The sequence below is a fragment of the Streptomyces sp. NPDC002935 genome (assembly GCF_040611295.1).
In the GTDB taxonomy this organism is placed as follows: domain Bacteria; phylum Actinomycetota; class Actinomycetes; order Streptomycetales; family Streptomycetaceae; genus Streptomyces.
In genome coordinates this window covers 115,341-133,383 of the sequence record NZ_JBEXNW010000020.1, presented here as the reverse complement: position 1 = coordinate 133,383, position 18,043 = coordinate 115,341, and the positions used below count along the sequence as shown (strand labels likewise).

Sequence of the window (18,043 nt, the reverse complement as noted above, 5' to 3'; positions counted from 1 at the left end):
GTGTGGGCGGTCAAGGCAGGATCTCGACGTACCCCTCGGTTCCGTGCACGCGGATCCGCTGCCCGTCCCGGATCAGCCGAGTGGCCCGCTCCACGCCCACGACGGCCGGCAAGCCGTACTCCCGGGCGATCACCGCGCCATGGGTCATCAGGCCGCCCACCTCCGTCACCAGGCCCGCGATTCCGACGAACAGCGGCGACCAGCTGGGGTCCGTGAAGGTCGTGACCAGGATGTCGCCCGCTTCGAGATCGGCCTCCGCCATGTCAAGGATGACGCGAGCCCTTCCCTCGATGGTCCCGGCGGAGACCGCCAGGCCGATCAGGGCGCCGGCTGGCACGTCGTCGCGCCGGTACGCCCCGGTGACGGCCTCACCATCCGAGGTGAGCACCCGGGGCGGTGTGAGGGCGTGGTACGACTGGAACGCGTCCTTGCGCTGCTGGATGAGGTGGTCATCCACTTTGTTCGAGCGCACGGCGGCGTGCAGTTCCTGGAACGTGAGGTAGAAGATGTCCTCCTTCTCAGGAAGCACGCCTGCCTGCACGAGGCGCTCGGCCTCCTCCAGCAGGGCCTGCTTGTACACGAAATAGCGCCTGATGATGCCGTACTTCGGGTACTCCCGGTACCCGATGAAGGTGCGGACCCGGTCGATCATCCGCTTGGTCTCGTCGGCTTTCTGATCCCCGTCCGGCAGGGCCCGCAGGCGTGCCAGCACGTCCTGTTCCTTCTTCTGAGCTTTCTGCCGCCCTTGCTCGAAGCGCCGCTCGGCGGCGCCCGGCTCGAAGTTCCGGACGTTGTCGAGGATCACGGGCACGAGCGTGGTGGGGCGCTCGCCCCAACGCGGCCTCGTGATGTCGATCTCGCCGACGCAACGCATGCCGTACCGGTCGAGGTAGGCCTCGATGGCGTCGCGCGCTTCGGCCCCGCCTGTGAGCTTCGCCAGCTCGTCCAGGAAGCCCTTTTCCTCGACGTACTCGACGTACTGGACGCCCTGCAGGAACGCCACCACCTCCGGCTGCGCGCGGATCACGTCCGCGACATCCAGCAGCGCCAGTCCCATCTCTGACGTGACGTTGTCGGGGGCGGACAGCGTGAGCGTGTCAGCCGCGTTCTTCTCGCCCAGCCACTCCTGCAGCTTGTCGTTGAGCCACCACGTGGCCTCCATCCCCGCCATGATCGCCTGCATGCTCAGCGGATCACTGAGGACTCGCTTGTGCTCCTGGAAGGCCTCCAGCAGGAAGTCGAACAGCGCCGGTCCGGACTTCGTCCGGATGTCGCGCTCCAGGGCGGCGATGGACGCCTGACTACGCTCGATCAGCTCGGTGACGATGGCCGGATCGGTCTCGATCGGGGCGGGAGCACGGCCGACCGGCGGCCCGCCGGGACCTGCGTCCGGGAGCGACGGGACGAAATCGTCGTGGTCGAGGACGGTCTCCAGAGCGTCCCTGACCAACGGATCCCCTTTCCCCATGATGTCCAGGAGGGCGGCGCGGCTGGCGGGCGAGGCCAGGCGCCGGGTGACGTCGACGAACAGCCTCCCGCCGGCCTCGTGCATCGGCACCATGGCCGTCAGCTGCCACATGGAGAACCCCAGAGGCTTCATGGGGTCGGTCATCATCTGCCCATGACCGACGGAGACGTAGACGTGATTCTCCTGGTCGTCGGTCTCGGGGACGGGGAACAGCGTCGTGATCGGCCGACTCTGAACGATCTGGAAGCCGTCATCGACCAGGCACCATTCGATGTCCTGCGGGCGGCCGAAGTGGGCTTCGATCCGGCGCCCGAGCTGCACGAGCCGCACGACCTGCGCATCCGTCAGCGCCGGCTGCTCCTGCCGCTGCGAGTCGATCGCCACCTCCTGCGTACCGCCCGTCGGCAGGGCGTGAACGGCACGATGTTTGGCGGCGATCGCCTTGGCGACGATTTCGCCGTGCCGCACCTTGAAGACGTCCGGGTTCACCAGGCCGGAGACCAGGGCCTCGCCGAGGCCGAAGCCGGCGTCCACGGTGGCGACCTTCCGGTTGCCCGTGACGGGGTCGGCCGTGAACAGGATGCCGGCCGCATGCGGGAAGACCATCCGCTGCACAACCACGGCCATCTGGACCGTACGGTGGTCGATGCCGTTGCGCTGACGGTAGGTCACGGCCCGCTCGGTGAACAGCGAGGCCCAGCACCGGCTGACGTGCTGGAGGATCGCCGTCGGCCCCACGACGTTCAGGTACGTGTCCTGCTGGCCGGCGAAGGAGGCCGTCGGAAGATCCTCTGCCGTCGCGCTGGATCGGACGGCGTAGGCGGCTTGCTCGCCGAGCGGGGTGAGCGCGCGGATGATCGCCGCCGCGACGTCGCCCGGGATGGCAGTCCCTTCGATGGTCCGACGAATCTGCGCGCTGAGCGTGCGGATCGCCTCCCGGTCGTCCGGGTTCAAGCGCGACAACTGATCGAGCCGATCGTCGATCGACGGCGCTTCCGCCATGATCCGCCGGAAGGCGTCCGTCGTCACGCAAAAACCACCCGGCACGCGGATGCCTTCGATCCGCGACAGCCCGCCCAGGTGCGCGGCCTTGCCGCCGACGACCGCGACCTGCATCTCGTCAACGTCTTGAAGACCCAACACGTACTGCTCAATCACTGCGACACCTCCGAGGCAGCCGTGCTCCGTCGCACCGCACCGGCCGATCGAATCACCGGCACCTCCAACTCTGTCGAACCGCTTGTCGAACCGCTTGCCGGGGGTGTCCTCACCTGTGGTTGCCTTCCCTCCGCCCAGCCGGCCGGCCGCTCCGCCCAGCCGGCCGACGCGTACGCCCGCACCTCCGTGCCGAGCACCCGCAGCGGCAGCCGCACTGCCGGTCCCACCACTGGTTCGACGTCACCGCGTCCCCCGTACGTCGACAACAACACCCGCACGTCGTGCCCTCATTTCCGCAGGTTGTGGCATCGACCGATGATTCTGCGCCGTGACCCGGGTCTTGCCGCAAGCCCCCCAGCGCGCTATACCTTGAGCATGGCAAGGAGAGAGCTCTCCTTGCCTTTGCCTTTTGTCCTTTCCCTGGTCTGCAAGGCCCGAACGCCGTCGAGCGCGCCGCCATCTCCCTGAGGTCGTCGCGCCCGCGTGGCTCCGCTTCACCACCCGATGGCCTTGGACCAGCGTGATCACCGAGGCCATGGACCAGCTTCAGGCCCAGCCGAACTTCAGCTGACCAGCCGGCTACGGCCCCGGGCGGGCTGTCGCTGACAGCGAGGGCCGAATTGCCGGGCGGTCGCTTGAGAGCTTGGCCTATGCTCCTGCCTCGAGGTGGATCAGCTGATCCACCACTTCAGCAGGGGGACGTGTGGCAGGGGCTGGATCAATCCCGAATGTGACCGACGAACGGTGACAGCCGGTGAAGTGCCCGGATGGTTCAGGCCCGACGTAGAGCGGCGCTATCAGGAGATCCGCAAGCGCCGTTGATGCTTCCCGGCACTCGGAACACGATCCCAGCACCACGGTGCCACCGTGTTGAGGTCAGGCGATGTCGGCGGCGGGTGCGTCGAGCGGTGCCTGCCATGACAAGCTGTGCTTTCCAGTGCTCAGTCCCAGGAGGTCACCATGGCTGCAGAGTCTCCATCGCCCGAAGAGCCGATTGACGGCGAGAGCAGTTCCCTCTCGCCCGACGATGACGGCCAGAACGACTTGAAGCGCAAGTTCCGGGAGGCTCTGGCGCGCAAGCGTGGTGTGCAGGCGGCTGCTGAGCTCACCGCGAGCACCAAGACGTCGAAGATCCACGGCGCGCACGGCCCGGCCGCGAGTCAGCGGTCGTTCCGTCGAAAGAGCGGCGGCTGAGTCCTAAGCGCAGCCGTACGCCGGGTCGGTCGACGTCCCGCGTCGTCCGCTCCGCTGTCGCCCTTGCCCATCGGTCGGCGGCGAGCAGTTGCTGGAAGGTGAGCGAGGTGTCGTCGCCGGGCTGTCAGGAAGCCGGCCCAGGCGATGGCCGCATCCGCGGCGCGGGGCGCGGTCGGGAGGTTCGAGATTCAAGGGTCGATCCGCCAGATGCGAGGCAGCCCATCGGGGACCCGACTCGCCGGCCGAACAGGCCTGACACCTCCACCTCTGGAACCAGCACGGAGGAGGTGTCAGGAAGGGCGGCACTGATGGACGCCACCCTGATATCGACGTGCGGATCAGCCGCGGAAGATGCGACAGCCACGGTCGTGACCTTGACAGACATGCTCGTCGACTTCGCCTCAACCGGTCAGATCGGGCCTCTTCACTGCGGGATGCCCCTGGCCGAGGCCGAGGACCTCCTTGGCCCCGGGCGTCCGCATCCAGCCATCCAGATGAGCGGCCCGGACATCGATGGCTATCCATATTCTTGGGGTGGCTGGACCTCGTCGTCACCCAGCGGCATGTGAGCGGGATCTGGATCCGGCTCTGGCCAGGCTCAACAATCAAGCTGCCGTCCCCGGTTCCGGCAGGGGCTGAGTCGTTCTCGGCGACCGTGCCTCGGGAGGAATTCGTCGCCGCCCTCGACACCGCGGGGTGCCGACACCGGATCAACAGCGTTCTCACCTTCGGTGAGCAGTCGAGCCTTCGTACCGAGCCCGCTGATGTCTGCGCGGTTTTCAGCCTGCCGGGGAGGAACAACGACGTGCCGCACCGCGATCGGTTCTACCTCGACGTCCTCCACAAGCGCGCCGTGTGACTTGACAGCTTCGGTTCCACAGATGGGCCGGGAAGTGGTGCGTCAAGGAGTGGCGGGGCCGCTGGTGACGGTGGTCCATTGGCCGGCGGCCACCGAGTACACCTTCAGGCGCCGGTTGCGGGTGTCGCCGTACCCGTCGAAGGCGACGTGGCCCGTGACCCCGTCGAAGGGGAGCCGGGCCACGGCCTTTGGCATTTTCGCGCGGGCATCCCGGGGGAGGGTGCCGCCGTTGGCCGTCACAAGGGACTTCACGGCCTCGATGAAGCTCCAGGTCGCGTCGTAGGCGTACGGTCCGTACCAGCCGCCCGCCTCCGGGTACCCCGCCTTGCGGTACCGGGCGAGGAAGTCCACCCCGCCCGCCTGCTGTTCGGCAGGCACGCCGATGTTGACGGCGAGGTCGCCGTCGGCCTTCGGGCCGGACGTGAGGAACTGCTGGTCGAAGATGCCGTCGCCGCCCATCAGGGGGATGCCGACGCCGGCCTGCTTGAGCTGCTTGTGGTGCCCGCGACCCAGTCGGGGCCCAGCGTCAGCACGGGGTCGGTGTTGGCCGGTGAGACGTTGACCAGGTGCGCCTGCTCTTCCCGGCCTGGACGTGGAGGTACCGGAACGGTTTGGTGGAGGTTGCCGACCGAGTGGTTGATGTAGCGGTTGCTCTCGCCGCCATAGGTGTAGGCGCTGGTGCTCATGAATTCCCCCTGGGATTCACTCGCGGTGTCGCGGGTCGAGTCGGCTCGGCTACACGAACACCGTAGGAGTCATAAGCCCAGTTCGGCAACGACATGGAAGTTATTTTCTAGTTTCATGAGCGTCCAAACAGACGACGGCTCGTCAGTCTGTCCACTTGCTGCACCGTCGAGCCGTAGAGGTTGTAGCGGCGCCCGGCCGGGATACGGCGGCAGGCGTCGTTGGGCAGCAGCAAGCCCCCTGGCTCGCCCGCTTTGATGGTGCAACCCTTCCCGCCGTCCTGTGGCGCCCCTGGGCGCCCAGGGGCGCCGCAGTGCTCACTCACGCCGGCGCCGTCACGACACCCTGGCCGCCGACCTCCGCTGAGCACCACGCCACGGTGCGAGCTCCCGCACAGTGCAATGCCGCTGAGGAAGAGCCGGGAAAACGATCGCCCCGTCCTGCGTCGGCATACGGTCCTCGTAGGAAGGCTGCTGCTACCACGACCGCGGGGTAGTCAGTCCCCCACTCGATCCGGGCGGGCGCCGGACGCAGCGCAGCGGCCGCTGTCCGGAGATAGCTCATGAGCTGCTCAGCGCCGCCCCCAGCCCGATCGTCATAGGCGGCCTGAACGCCGGTCAGGACAAGGCCGGGCGCGGAATGAACACCGTGGCGGACCACCACCCAGGACCCAGGCGCCGCGCCCTGCGGGAGCGGAAACACCCCGTCACGCGGCCGGGGGGCCCGCCCGCCCAGCTCCAGCGCGTCGAGCGCCTCGACGGCCGGCATGGCCAGGAAGCCGCCTCCCTCGACGCCGACGCGGTGATCCAGCCGGGACCGGGGCGAGGCGCCCGGCGGGCCAGCACGGTAGTGGCGCAGGCGAGGCACCGTGGTCAGGGCACCCACCGAGCGTGCAGCCTGGGCCAGTTCCTGCGCTGTCTGCTGCGTGCCAGTCTCCATCACTTGACGCGCCGCCTCCAGGATCGGGCCGAACTCCGAGCGATCGAGGGGAAACACGACCAGGAACGCCTCGCTGGACGGCGGCAGCAAGCTGGGCAGCACTCCGCAGGAGCGGGCCCGCAACGCCTGCCGGACCTGCTCCCACGCTTCATCCTCAAGGGCATTCGTGTGCGCCGCCTCCTGCAGCAGCGATGCCGCCGACCGTCGCCGGATGCCCTGCAACGCCTCGTGCTCCTCCACGCCGATCTCGCTCCTGTCCCGGCTGAGTAGTTGGGGGCGGGATTGCCGCGCACCGCCACGGCGAACCCGCCGCCACCGTACGACGCGCGAGCACGATCGTGTCAGGCTCGGCAGACGGGCGGAGTGGCGTGCATGGCCGAGAGTCTGGACTGGGTGGCCCGCGCTCGACGGCGGCCAAGGGGCGGTCCTGCGTAGCCTCCTCACATCGCGAGCCCAGGGCCTGCGTCGAATCGTGGCCGCCCCTGAGCGCGGAGGTCATCGAGAGGCAGCTTGGAGACAGTGCCGTCGCCGTTCTGCGCGGGGCGGCGTCGGCGGTAAGTAGTACGCGCCGGGCGGTCATCACGCTGGCGACCGCCGGGATCCCCGGCGACCCGAGCCGGGCTGTACTGTCCACGACCGACGACGAGATGTTCGCGCCGATCGTCCGCGACGTGCGCATCTACCGTGAGCTGCGCCTGCTGGTCGTCCCGGACGCCGAGGGCCGCGACGGGCGGCTCAATGTGGTCAAGCCGGTTGCGGTGGCGCATCGTTAGGACTTCTCGCTGAACAGGGAACAGGTCAGGCAAGTTGGGTCGTTGGCGTCCGCGCGCAGGGGGCGTCCGCAGCCGCCCTCGCAGGAGGTAAGGGCGATGTCGGTAAAGTCGATGACGCAGGAGAAGCACAAGCGCCGTGGCGTGTCCGGGCTGACGGCGGTGAGTGCGATGACCAGCGCTTCGGCGTCGCAGTCGGGGCATTCATGGACAGCGGTCGCGTCGCCAGCGGACACGAAGGGATCTTTGCCCCGCTTCTGCCAGACGTATTCGGCAGCGGCGTCGCCCGGATCGTCCCAGGTCTTGAGGCAGAAGCGGCATGAGGGCAGGCTGCCCAGGACCAGGGCCAGCTGCGCGCATTCGGGGCAGGCGACCGTGCGCTCCTGTACGTCCTGGAGTCCGGCGCGCACCTCGTTCATGCGCTTGGTGAGGAAGGACTCGATGCGTTGCAGTTGGCCGCGCACCAGATCGAGGGTCCCCTCCACGTCGGCCTTCTGGCTTTGGTCGAGGCCGGGGACGAGGTGGCCAGAGATGAAGGGCAGCAGGAAGTTGAGCACGTCGGCGGTCCGGGCCTCGACGGCGGCGGCCTGGGCGGTCAAGCCGTAGTGCTGGAGGGCGTTGCGGTCACGGGCTAGCTTCTTCACTGCGGTGACGGCCTTGTCCGGCAGGGCGAGGCCGGTGATCCGGGTTAGCCGGGCGAAAGCTTCGTCGGTGCTGCAGCTGTCGAAGTCCGCGCTGTCGAATGCGGACCGGGTCGCCGTCTCCGGCTTCCTGAAGACCAGGGTCCAGTGTTCACGCTGCAGGCGGGCCTTGAGGAGGACCTCGGTGGCAGCCTGAAGATGCAGGACGGCGTACTTCAGGGCGCGAGCGTTTGGTAACTGGCCCGGCAAGGTCGCCAACTGGTCGACTACGTCGACGAGGTAGTCCAGGCCGTTGGCGATTAGGGGATAGCTCAGGTCCGGCCGCTGGCTGTCGCCGTCCGCGGGCTGGGTCCTGCCGGCCATCAGGCCTCCCCCTCTGTCGGGCGGCCGCCCGGAATTATGGCGTCCGCCGGATACCCGGTGCCTGCTGTTTGTCGTGCACCGGACTCATTCTGATTCCGAAGAGGGAGAGCGTACAGAGCGAGAACACCGGCCTGCCCGTCCGGCTCGGACTGTCGGACAGCACCACCATCGAGAGCACTGCAGGTCACGATCCCCTGAGTCCCAATTCCGGGTATCAACGGCAGTTGGCGGTGCGCAAGGCCAGGCCGCACCGTCCAGCACAGCGCTTCACCGTGCTTGGCGCCAGCAACTGGAGGAATCATCGCTGATTTGGGGACCGTGTCCCTCAAGGCTGAGGGCCGCTCTGTTCTGCAAAGCTGATTCATGGGCCGCGGTCTGACCCGACTCGCTGGTGAGCCTTCAACCCCTGCTCGTGATCATCCGCTGCCTAGACTCCGCCTGTGGAAGGGGCGCAGTTCTGGTGGGGAGTCGTGGCTTTCGTACTCGGAGGCGTAGCGACCCAACTGAACGGCTGGAACGACCGCCGGCGCCAGCGCAGGGAGCGGCGGGAAGCTCTCGACAACGCCAAGCGTGAGCGGCGTCAGGATTGATGAAGGCTCCGTATGGGAAGCGGGCGGCCGACCGTGAACGACTTGTGGCTCATGTCCCCGGCCGACTTGGGGCCGTGCATAGGGTGGCGGTGCGGAGGCCAGGCGTGGAACGAGGTAGACCGACCGTCCCGGCTCCCGCCGCACCGGAGGGCTGGGGCGCGTACACGGCGGCGCCGAGGACCCGGGCCCCGAGGACCCGAGTGTCCGGGCCCGTGGCGGTTCAGGCCCCGGCGACCGGTTCGTCGAGGGCCGCGAGGGCGGTGACGGCCTCCGCCTGGCGTGGGTTTCCCAGCGCGGCCAGGGCGTCGCGGGCGGCGAGCAGCGTTTCACGGGCCTCCGCGTGGCGCAGCGCGCCGAGGACGAGGCCCAGGTCGAGCCGCGTCGGCTCGGCCCAGGCGGGCATGCGCAGGGCCTGGAAATGGGCCAGGGCGCTGCGCAGCGGCGCTTCCGCCTCGTGCCGACGGCCCAGGGCGGCCAGGTCATTGCCGATCTGCTGCCGGGCGACGGCGCGGTACGTCGCGATCAGCTCGTCGGGCAGCCCCGGAGGCCCGGCGTCGCAGATCCGCTCGCAGCGGCGGTGGATGCCGAGGGCCTCCGCCGGCCGCCCGGCCTGCCGCAGGTAGCCGCCGAGGGCGTTGAGGAGGGACAGCTCGGCCGGGCGGGCCTGCGGGGAGTCCTGCGCCCCGAAGCTGCGGACGGCCTCACGCATGCGCGCGAGGGCCTCCTCCACCCGGCCCAGCCGGTGCAGGGCCCCCGCGCCGTACCCCAGGGCCCAGCCCGTCTGGAGCCCGTCCTCGCCGTCACGGGCCGCGGCGAGCGCGGCGTCGGCGGTCTCCAGGGCGGCCCGGGGATCGTGCGCGCAGAGGTTGTACGCCCAGGCCAGGTAGTTCAGGTGGACCGCCTCCAGCCGCCTGCTGCCCAGCGCGCGGGCCGCGTCGGCGGAGCGGCGGAACACCTCCACCCACTGCTCCCAGTGCTGGTTGAGGTCGGAGAACCAGTGCATCGCCTCGGCGGTGTCCACGACCTGCCGGTGCAGCCCGGTCTCGTGGGCGCGGCGCAGCGCGGCCAGCCACTGGAAGCGTTCGGCCTCCAGCCAGGCCCGAGCCTCCTGTCGGTCGGCGGGCGCCCCGTCGGGGGCGGGGTCGCCGCGCGGGGCGTCCTGGTGGTGCTCCACGTCGAAGCGCAGTGCGGCCGCGGTGGCCCGGCGTAGCACCCACCGGTCGGCCCGGTCCAGCGCCGCCTCGCGGACCTCGGGTCCGTCCTCCGCCGCCAGCCGCTCGGCGGCGTAGAGCCTGAGCAGGTCGTGGAACCGGTAGCGCTCGCCGACGGGGTCGCTGTGCAGCAGCCCGGCGTCGGTCAGTTCCTCCGCGCAGACGGCCGCGTCGGCGCAGGACAGACCGGCCAGGAGCCCACCGGTCGCGGGGCTGAAATCGGGTCCGGCGGCGAGCGAGGCCCGGCGCAGGAACGCGCGCGCCTCGGGGCGGAGTTGGGCGTACGACAGGGCGAAGGCGGCGCGCACCCCGAGGCTCCCGGCCCGCAGGGTGTCCAGACGGCGGCCCTCGGCGGCGAGTCGGCCGACGAGCTTGCCGAGGCGCTCGTGCGGCCTGCTCAGCAGCCGCTGGCCCACGATCCGCAGGGCGAGCGGCAGGTGTCCGCACAGCTCGGCCAGGTCCCGGGCGGCCTGCGCCTCGGCCCGGACCCGCTCCGGCCCGACGATCCGGGACAGGAGCTCGACGGCTTCCTCACGGCGCAGCAGGGCCAGGTCGACGCGGTGGACCGACTCCAGGCCCGCCAGGGCGTGCCGGCTGGTGACGACCGTCAGCGACGGCCCGGTGCCGGGGAGCAGGGGGCGGACCTGCGACTCGTCGGCCGCGTTGTCGAGCAGCAGGAGCACCCGCCGGTCACGGAGCACGGACCGCCACAGGCCGGACCGGTCGTCCGTGCTGACCGGGATGGCACCGTCGGCGACACCCGCCGCCCGCAGCAGCCTGCCCAGGACGTCGTACGGCGCTACGGGCTCGGGATCCATGCCGTGCAGGTCGACGGCGAACTGCCCGTCGGGGAAACGCGGCACGAGCCGGTGGGCGGCGTGCACCGCCAACGCGGTCTTGCCGAGCCCCGCCTGGCCCACGACGACGCTCACCACCGCACGGGCGGGGCCGGGCCGGTCGGCGAGGTCGCGCAGCCGGGCCAGGGCCGGGCCGCGGGCGGTGAAGTCCTGGATGTCGCGCGGCAGGGCGAGGGCGTGGGGGGCGGCGGCTGCGGAGGCCGTCCGGGGGCGTGGCCGACCCAGCGCGGCGGCCCTCTCCAGCCGCAGGGCGGCGGCCTCGTCCAGCGCGAGCCCCGCGGCCAGTGCCTGCACGGTGCGGCGCTGCGGGCCGCGCGTCCTGCCCCGCTCCATGTCCGCGAGCGCGCGCACGCTCACCCCACAGGCGTGGGCGAGCGCCTCCTGGCTGAGCCCGGCACCGGTCCGCAGCGCGCGTAACTGCTGCCCGAAATCGTCTGCGGCGGGCGTGTCACTGACCACGGTCGATGCCCCCGCTATCGGCTCGTCCGGGTGCGAGCCTCCGGCAGAAGTATCGCGGACGCCACTTCTGCCGGAGGAACCGCCTGGGCCGCCGATGCGGCGAGTGGTCCACTCGAGGCAGGCGAGGGACCGACCACCCCTCTCTTCGCGCACCGCCGCGGCCGTGCGCGAACCACCGACCATCGGGGAATCCCACATGACCGACACCAACCAGCAGTCCGCCGCCGTCTCCAGGCGCACCGTCCTGGCGGCGGGGGCACTGACCGCCGCGACCGTTGCGAGCCAGACCAGGTGGGCGCCCGCCGCCTCGGCCGCCGCCAAGCCCGCCATTTTCTACGCGCCCCACCAGGACGACGATGCGATCGGTCTGGCCGGGTCGATCCTGGAGCACAAGGCGGCCGGCCGGCCCGTCTACCTTGTCCTGGTGACCGATGGCGCCAACCCCGATCTGGCCCAACGGATGAACGCCGACCCGTGCCCGCTGACCACGTGGAGCAGTCCGCACCCCTGCGCGGCAGGCGGACACCACGGCCTGTCCTGGCCGACCGACGGAACCAGCAAGATCGTCGCCGCCCGGACGGCCGAGTTCATGGCCTCCGCCAAGGCACTGGGCGTGGACAAGGTCATCAACTTCAAGATCCCCGACGATGGCTCCGTCGGGGGCTACAACAGGCTCGTGAGCCGCATCACGACCAAGGTGAAGTCCCTCGCGGAGCAGTACCCGGGCGCTTCGCACAAGTTCTCCGCCGGGTGGCTTGACCGCACGGCCGCCCACAAGGCCTCCAGCGACGCGGCCTACCGGCTGATGAACGACGGCACGATCTCCGACGTCCGTTTCAACCACATCTACGCCTACGTCCTCCCCCGGGACGAGCGCGCGGACGGCGCTTCGTACGTGCTGAACATCCCCGGCTCCCACATGGCGATCAAGCGGAACTCGATCTACGCCTACAACACCTGGGCTCCCAGCCGGAATCTGTACGCCCTCGGCTACCACAGCGTCCCGGACTGGCTGGAGAACGCGCACAACGATCCCCGCGAGTTCGTGTGCACGCTGCCGTCCGACTACCGGCCGGGCAAGATCGACTGACCGGCCGTACCCCGGGGCGCGGCCGGCACCTTCCGGCCGGGGTCGCGCGCGGGGGTCGTGTGGCTGCCGGGGTACGCCGCGGCGGCGGTCCCAGGGATGGGGCCGCCGCCGTGAGAGCGTGCTGCGCGCTGGGGTTCGGCTTTGGGGTTCATCTTCAACGTAACGGATCATGGTGGGTGTGACACGCCACCATGAACCCTGGCATCGAAGGACCTGTGCCGTCAGCATCGCGGGTTCACGAGAAGTGGGGCCCGCGGAGCGTTGTCCGCGGGCCCCACGTCTGATTGCTGCTGAAGTTACATAGAGCGGTGGCTCTGGTAGTAGCCGCTGATCTGCTCGTGGTAGCCGGCGTCGCCGGTGTGCTTGTCCTTGTCGAACTCGGGGGAGTCCTTGATCTGTTCCTTGGTGAGGTCGACGTAGATCTTCTGCTCCTCCTGGTCGACCCTGGCCACCGTGCCGGCGGGGAGCAGGACGTGCTTGCCGAAGATCCATACGCCGGTGTCGACGACGAGGTAGGCGGAGTTGACGTCGGCCTTCTTGGGCATCAGTGGGTGGCGCAGGCCTTCGTGGGGCCGGTGGTGGTAGTGCACCAGCCATTCGTCGAGGAGGTCCTGCAGCTGGGGGACGCTGTAGCAGGCCTCGTGCTCGGTGTCGGGGCCGCGGCGGGTTCAGCTCGGTCTTGAACAGGCCGATCGTGGACTCCATCAGGGAGTTGTCGTAGGCGTCGCGGATCGATCCGATCGACGCGGCGATGCCCGCCCGGTCGAGGTGCTCGGCGAGCGCGAACGACGTGTACTGCGACCCGGCATCGCTGTGTTGTATCAACTTGCCTTTCTGGCGCGGGTGTTGGTCTCGGTCGCGCTGCCACGGGGCCATCTCCAGGGCGTCCGGGACAAGGCGGGTCTCCTTCGAGGTGGCTGCTGACCAGCCGACGATGCGGTGGGAGAAGGTGTCCACCGCGAAGGCGACGCAGACGACGCCGGCGAAGGTGGCGACGTGGGTGAAGTCGGCGACCCAACAGCGGTTGGGAGCCGGGGCGACGAAGTCGCGGTCCACGAGGTCGGGGGCCCGCTGAGCTCTCGCGTCGGAGATCGTGGTGATCACCTTCTTGCCGCGGACCGCGCCGGTGGTGCCGAGCTCACGCGTGAGGTGTTCGACGGTGCAGCGGGCCACCGTGACCTCCTGGCGGTTCAGGTGCCGCCAGATTTTCCGGGCGCCGTAGACGCGGTAGTTGGTCTCATAAGCTTGGTTGGATCAGGGTCTTCGACTCGGCGTCGCGGACGGTACGGGCTGCGGGTGCGGCCTGGCGTTTGTGATGGGCGTAGTAGGTGGAGGGGGCGATCTTGCAGTCGTGGTCGGTCAGGACCCGGCAGATCGGCTCGACGCCGCTGAAGCGGCCCTTACCACACAGCCGTCTACGCCACCGACCAGCGCCTGTCCGCCGAGTTCATCGCCGCGTTCCTCAGGGCGGAGGCCGACGCGGCGCGCTGTTCGGGCCCCACCTGCTCGTCGACCTCGGCAACGGGGTCACGTTCGACTACTACGAGAAGCGGGACAAGCCGATCCAGTCGCACATGGAGATCATGACCCGGCCTTACGTCCGGCCCTGGCGGACGGGGGGGCGGTCTCGGCCGGGCGGCTCACCCGGCCGGGACCGCTTCTGGCAGACCGAGCGAGGTGGCGGCGTGACGCCACACGGACGCGAGCGCCCCCTCCAGGGTGACCATGGGATCGCGCAGCATCAGGCGAATGCCGTAACCGTCGCTCAGGGACAGTACGAGCGTGGCGAGTTCGTCCACGTCGGTCGGCGTGAACTCACCCGACTCGATGCCCCGCCGCACCGCGCCGCTCACCCACGCGTGCAGCTCGGCGTACAGGTCCACGGCGAACACCCGGGTCGACTCGTCGCGCAGCGCCCGGACCCACAGCTCCTGCCACAGCCGCCAGTCCTGGTGCAACACGGGGTCGGTCGGCAGCAGGCTGCGCAGGATGCGCGCCAGGACGACCGCCGCCGGTGCCGTCTCCGCGTCGCGCTCCAGGTCCACGGCCGTGCTGGCGAAGGAGTGGGCCATCGCTTCCGTGAACAGCTTCTCGCGCGTGTCAAAGTGGTAGTGCAGCAGCGCGGTCGACACACCGGCCTGCTCCGCGACCATGCGCATGCGGATCTTCTCGAAGCCGATCTCGGCGATGGCCTCGCACGCCGCGGTCAGGATGCGCTCGCGCGTGTCCGCCGTGCGCACTTTGCTGGACACTCTGCGACTCCCCTCGTCCGGCGGTCGTACACCGCCGCCATTGTCCCTCACGTCCGCTCGGCCCGCGCCGCCGCCTCGTGAGCGGATCGCGCCTCGTACGCGTGGAAGCCGCGGCCCGACTTGCGGCCCAATAGACCGGCCTCCACCATCCGGGACAGCAGCGGGGGCGGGGAGTACGTGGGGTCCCGGAACTCGGTGTAGAGCGACTCGGCGATGGCCCGGGTGGTGTCCAGACCGATGAGGTCTGTCAGCGCCAGCGGCCCGAGGGGGTGCGCACAGCCGAGGACCATGCCGCGGTCGACGTCCTCGACGCTCGCGACGCCCGACTCGACCATGCGGATCGCGGCCAGCAGGTACGGGACGAGCAGCGCGTTCACCACGAAGCCCGCCCGGTCCCGGGTGCGGATGACTTCCTTGCCGAGCGTGCCCGTCACGAAGGCCTCGGCCCGGTCCGCGGTGTCGGCCGAGGTGAGCAGCGACGGGACGAGTTCGACCAGCCGCAGCACCGGCACCGGGTTGAAGAAGTGGACGCCGAGGACCCGCTCGGGCCGGCCCGTCGCCGCGGCGAGCTGCACGACCGGGATCGACGAGGTGTTGGTCGCGAGGACGGCGCGTTCGCCGGTGACGACCGTATCGAGCCGGGTGAACACGTCGAGCTTGAGCCGCTCGTCCTCCGCCACCGCCTCGATCACCAGATCCCGGTCGTGCAGGGCCTCGAACTGGTCGGCCACGGTGATCAGCACGGCGGCGGCCTCGCGCCGTTCGGCCGTGAGCCTGCCGTGCGCGACGGCCTTGTCGAGGGAGTGGCCGATGCGCCGCAGGCCCGCGCGGGCCGCTTCGGCGTCGCGTTCCACGACCGTTACCGGCAGGCCGGCGCGCGCGCAGACCTCGGCGATGCCGGCCCCCATCAGGCCGCAGCCGACGACCCCCACGCGTTCGATGTCGGTCATCCGTTGTCCTCTCTGCGTCGAAGGTCCCCGGCGTCCCCGGCATCGGGGAAGCCGGGGACGCATCACGGTCCGTGGGGGCAGGGGCGGGCGGCCGCCCCTGCCGGTGTCATCGGGCGACGGGCAGGTCCAGCACCCCCGGGCCGCGCTTGATGAGCTCGTTGGCGATGATCAGCCGCTGGATCTCGGAGGTGCCCTCCCAGATCCGGTCCACGCGCAGCTCCCGGTAGAGCCGCTCCACGGCGTACGCACGGTCGTAGCCCCGCCCGCCGTGTATCTGCAGGCACCGGTCGATCACCCGGCCCGAGGCCTCGCTGGCGGCGAGCTTGGCGATGGAGGCCTTGGCGTGCAGGGTCTTGCGGTCCTCCGCACCCGCCTGATCCACCTCCCAGGCCACCTGGTGGGTGTAGGCGCGGTTGACGGCGATGTCCACGGCGCAGTCCGCGAGCATGCCCTGGACCAGCTGGTACGTGGCGATCGGCGCGCCGAACTGCTCGCGCTCCACGGCCCAGTCACGGGACAGTTCCAGGGCCCGCTCGGCCGCGCCGGTGGTACGGGCCGCGATCATCAGGCGCTCCTCGGTGAACCAGGAGCGGGTGATGTCGTATCCCTCGCCGATGCCGCCGAGCACGGCGTCCTCGTCGACCTGGACGTCGGTGAAGGTGAACTCGGGGTGCTCGTAGACGAAGGTGTGCATGAAGCGCGGCACGCGCGTCATCTCGATGCCCGGGGTGTCCTTGTCGACCAGAAACAGCGTCGGTGCGCGCTCCGGACCCGTCGCCGCGAGGACGATCATGAAGTCGGCGTGGTCGCCGACCGTCACGAACCACTTCTCCCCGTTGAGCACCCACCCCCGGTCGTTCTTCGTCGCCGAGGTGGCGATGTTCTGCGGGTCCGACCCGGCGCCGCGCTCGGTGACCGCGTAGCAGTCCCGGCGCTCACCCCTGATGACCGGGACCAGGAAACGCTCGCGCTGCTCGGGCGTGCAGAACTGCAGCGCGTTCGCGGGCCGCCACACCATGTCCCACAGGGCGCCTGTCAGTCGGCCCAACTCCTCCTGGACGGTGACCTGTTCGGCGATGGTGAGGCCCGCGCCGCCCCATTCGGCAGGCATGTTGACGGCCTGGAGGCCCGCGTCCAGGACCGCGTCGCGGATCTCGGTGTGCGCGCTCGCGGGCAGCCCGTTGTCCTCCTCGCACCGGTTCTCGTAGGCGGCGATGAAGTCGGTGAGGGCACGCGCGTCGGCCTTGAGCTGTGCCTGGCGCGGGGTGAGGCGGAAGTCCATGGAAGTCCTCGCTGTGTGGTGGTCTGGCGTGGGCGGGGTCAGTGCCTGGGGAGAGCCAGCGCGCCGGTGCCGCGCTTGATGAGCTCGTTGGCGATGATCAGCCGCTGGATCTCGGAGGTGCCCTCCCAGATCCGGTCGACGCGCAGCTCCCGGTAGATGCGCTCGACGGGGTAGGAGCGGTCGTAGCCGCGGCCGCCGAAGATCTGCAGGCACCGGTCGGCGACCCGGCCGGCCGCCTCGCTGGCGGCGAGCTTGGCGGTGGAGGCTTTGGCGTGCAGGGTCTTGCGGTCGGTGTGCGGCTGGTCGGCCTCCCAGGCGACCTGGTGGGTGTAGGCGCGGTTGACGGCGATGTCCACGGCGCAGTCCGCGAGCATGCCCTGGATCAGCTGGTAACCGGCGATGGGGGCGCCGAACTGCTCGCGCTCCACGGCCCAGTCACGGGCCAGCTGGAGGGCCCGCTCCGCGGCGCCGACGGTGCGTGCCGCGATCATCAGGCGCTCGTCGGTGAACCACTCCTTGGTCAGTTCGTAGCCGTTGCCGACGCCGCCGAGCACGTCCTCGTCGGCCACGAAGACGTCGGTGAAGGTGAACTCGGGATGCCCGTTGACGGCGGAGTGCATGAAACGCGGCACGCGGGTCATCTCGACGCCGGGAGCGGCCTTGTCCACGAAGAACAGCGTGGGCAGCCGCTCGGGGCCCGCGTCCGCCTGCACCAGCAGGAAGTCGGCGATGTCGCCGCAGGTGACGAACCACTTCTCGCCGTTCAGCAGCCAGCCGCCCTCGGTGCGCGTGGCCGTGGAGGTGCCGGAGGACGGGTCGGATCCGGCGCCCGGCTCGGTGACGGCGAACGCGTCGAACCTCTCCCCGCGGATCACGGGCAGCAGGTACTTCTCGCGCTGCCGTTCGTCGCCCTGGGCCAGGACGTTCGCAGGCCGCCAGGGAATGTCCCACAGGCAGTTGGTGGCCTTGCCGAACTCCTCCTCGACGATGACCTGGTCGAGCAGGCTGAGCCCGGCGCCGCCCCATGCGGCGGGCATGTTGATGGCGTAGACGCCGGCGTCCATCGCGGCCCGGGTCAGTTCGGTGACCAGCTCCTGCGGCAGGGGACCGCCGGCCTGCTCGGACTGGTCCTCGTAGCGCATCAGCAGCCGGGCGTAGTCGGCCGCGCGCCGCTTCAGGTCGGACTGTTCGGGTGTGTAGCGCATGTCCATGGTGACCACCTCTTCGGTCGGGGGAGGGCGGGGGTGGGCGGGGCGCCCGGGCGGTACGGGTGTCG

General features: G+C 70.1%; 16 protein-coding genes and 2 pseudogenes. 6 read left to right on the top strand and 12 right to left on the bottom strand.

All coding sequences use genetic code 11. The features are described from left to right. Positions 1-10 precede the first annotated feature (10 nt). Positions 11-2,626, bottom strand: coding sequence for a rifamycin-inactivating phosphotransferase (gene rph, locus ABZX90_RS26220; protein WP_355208614.1), 2,616 nt, complete (start codon positions 2,624-2,626; stop codon positions 11-13). Positions 2,627-3,586: 960 nt separating this feature from the next. Here rph and ABZX90_RS26215 point away from each other — a divergent pair. The 3 genes from ABZX90_RS26215 to ABZX90_RS26205 all read left to right on the top strand — a co-directional run bounded on the left by ABZX90_RS26215 (position 3,587) and on the right by ABZX90_RS26205 (position 4,679). Further along, positions 3,587-3,820, top strand: coding sequence for a DUF5302 domain-containing protein (locus ABZX90_RS26215; protein ID WP_351131912.1), 234 nt, complete (start codon positions 3,587-3,589; stop codon positions 3,818-3,820). A 308-nt stretch (positions 3,821-4,128) separates the two neighbouring features. Continuing rightward, complete coding sequence (locus ABZX90_RS26210; protein ID WP_351131911.1) at positions 4,129-4,389, top strand: hypothetical protein; 261 nt, start codon at positions 4,129-4,131, stop codon at positions 4,387-4,389. Between the two features lie 86 nt (positions 4,390-4,475). Beyond that, entirely contained in the window at positions 4,476-4,679 is a 204-nt protein-coding gene (locus tag ABZX90_RS26205; RefSeq protein ID WP_355208611.1) for a hypothetical protein, read from the top strand. A gap of 42 nt (positions 4,680-4,721) precedes the next feature. Here ABZX90_RS26205 and ABZX90_RS26200 read toward each other — a convergent pair whose 3' ends face one another. From ABZX90_RS26200 to ABZX90_RS26190, 3 genes are all read right to left on the bottom strand, one after another. Beyond that, complete coding sequence (locus ABZX90_RS26200) at positions 4,722-5,138, bottom strand: hypothetical protein (RefSeq protein ID WP_351131908.1); 417 nt, start codon at positions 5,136-5,138, stop codon at positions 4,722-4,724. Further along, the gene (locus ABZX90_RS26195) at positions 5,138-5,365 is read right to left on the bottom strand and encodes a hypothetical protein (protein WP_351131906.1); all 228 of its coding nucleotides are present in this window, start codon (positions 5,363-5,365) and stop codon (positions 5,138-5,140) included. Before ABZX90_RS26195 ends, ABZX90_RS26200 begins: the two co-directional genes overlap by 1 nt. Positions 5,366-5,684: 319 nt before the next feature. After that, complete coding sequence (locus tag ABZX90_RS26190; RefSeq protein WP_355208607.1) at positions 5,685-6,542, bottom strand: hypothetical protein; 858 nt, start codon at positions 6,540-6,542, stop codon at positions 5,685-5,687. A 407-nt stretch (positions 6,543-6,949) separates the two neighbouring features. Here ABZX90_RS26190 and ABZX90_RS26185 point away from each other — a divergent pair, with 407 nt between their 5' ends. Beyond that, positions 6,950-7,075, top strand: a complete 126-nt coding sequence (locus ABZX90_RS26185) for a hypothetical protein (protein ID WP_351131904.1) — start codon at positions 6,950-6,952, stop codon at positions 7,073-7,075. On the opposite strand, the gene ABZX90_RS26180 is transcribed toward ABZX90_RS26185, so the two are convergent. Both ABZX90_RS26180 and ABZX90_RS26175 read right to left on the bottom strand, forming a co-directional pair. Continuing rightward, the gene (locus tag ABZX90_RS26180) at positions 7,072-8,076 is read right to left on the bottom strand and encodes a hypothetical protein (protein ID WP_355208604.1); all 1,005 of its coding nucleotides are present in this window, start codon (positions 8,074-8,076) and stop codon (positions 7,072-7,074) included. The two genes, ABZX90_RS26185 and ABZX90_RS26180, sit on opposite strands and share 4 nt — an antisense overlap. An 810-nt stretch (positions 8,077-8,886) precedes the next feature. Further along, positions 8,887-11,193 carry a helix-turn-helix domain-containing protein gene (locus ABZX90_RS26175; protein WP_355208601.1) on the bottom strand — a complete coding sequence of 769 codons (2,307 nt, stop codon included), beginning with the start codon at positions 11,191-11,193 and terminating at the stop codon, positions 8,887-8,889. A gap of 196 nt (positions 11,194-11,389) precedes the next feature. Here ABZX90_RS26175 and ABZX90_RS26170 point away from each other — a divergent pair, with 196 nt between their 5' ends. After that, positions 11,390-12,283, top strand: a complete 894-nt coding sequence (locus ABZX90_RS26170; protein ID WP_351131898.1) for a PIG-L family deacetylase — start codon at positions 11,390-11,392, stop codon at positions 12,281-12,283. A 296-nt stretch (positions 12,284-12,579) separates the two neighbouring features. Here ABZX90_RS26170 and ABZX90_RS26165 read toward each other — a convergent pair whose 3' ends face one another. Next, positions 12,580-12,873 carry a PRC-barrel domain-containing protein gene (locus tag ABZX90_RS26165; protein WP_351131896.1) on the bottom strand — a complete coding sequence of 98 codons (294 nt, stop codon included), beginning with the start codon at positions 12,871-12,873 and terminating at the stop codon, positions 12,580-12,582. A 136-nt stretch (positions 12,874-13,009) separates the two neighbouring features. Next, positions 13,010-13,519 (bottom strand): annotated as a pseudogene (locus tag ABZX90_RS26160) (DDE-type integrase/transposase/recombinase); the annotation flags it as partial. 198 nt (positions 13,520-13,717) lie between these two features. On the opposite strand from ABZX90_RS26160, the pseudogene ABZX90_RS26155 reads away from it, so the two are divergent. Then, positions 13,718-13,851: pseudogene (locus ABZX90_RS26155) on the top strand (VOC family protein); the annotation flags it as partial. 72 nt (positions 13,852-13,923) lie between these two features. On the opposite strand, the gene ABZX90_RS26150 reads toward ABZX90_RS26155, so the two are convergent. The 4 genes from ABZX90_RS26150 to ABZX90_RS26135 form a co-directional block, all read right to left on the bottom strand. Then, entirely contained in the window at positions 13,924-14,535 is a 612-nt protein-coding gene (locus ABZX90_RS26150; protein WP_351131895.1) for a TetR/AcrR family transcriptional regulator, read from the bottom strand. Positions 14,536-14,582: 47 nt separating this feature from the next. Further along, positions 14,583-15,485 carry a 3-hydroxybutyryl-CoA dehydrogenase gene (locus ABZX90_RS26145; protein ID WP_351131894.1) on the bottom strand — a complete coding sequence of 301 codons (903 nt, stop codon included), beginning with the start codon at positions 15,483-15,485 and terminating at the stop codon, positions 14,583-14,585. A gap of 106 nt (positions 15,486-15,591) precedes the next feature. After that, positions 15,592-16,767, bottom strand: a complete 1,176-nt coding sequence (locus ABZX90_RS26140; protein WP_355208596.1) for an acyl-CoA dehydrogenase family protein — start codon at positions 16,765-16,767, stop codon at positions 15,592-15,594. Positions 16,768-16,805: 38 nt separating this feature from the next. Then, complete coding sequence (locus ABZX90_RS26135; protein WP_351131891.1) at positions 16,806-17,978, bottom strand: acyl-CoA dehydrogenase family protein; 1,173 nt, start codon at positions 17,976-17,978, stop codon at positions 16,806-16,808. Positions 17,979-18,043 lie beyond the last annotated feature (65 nt).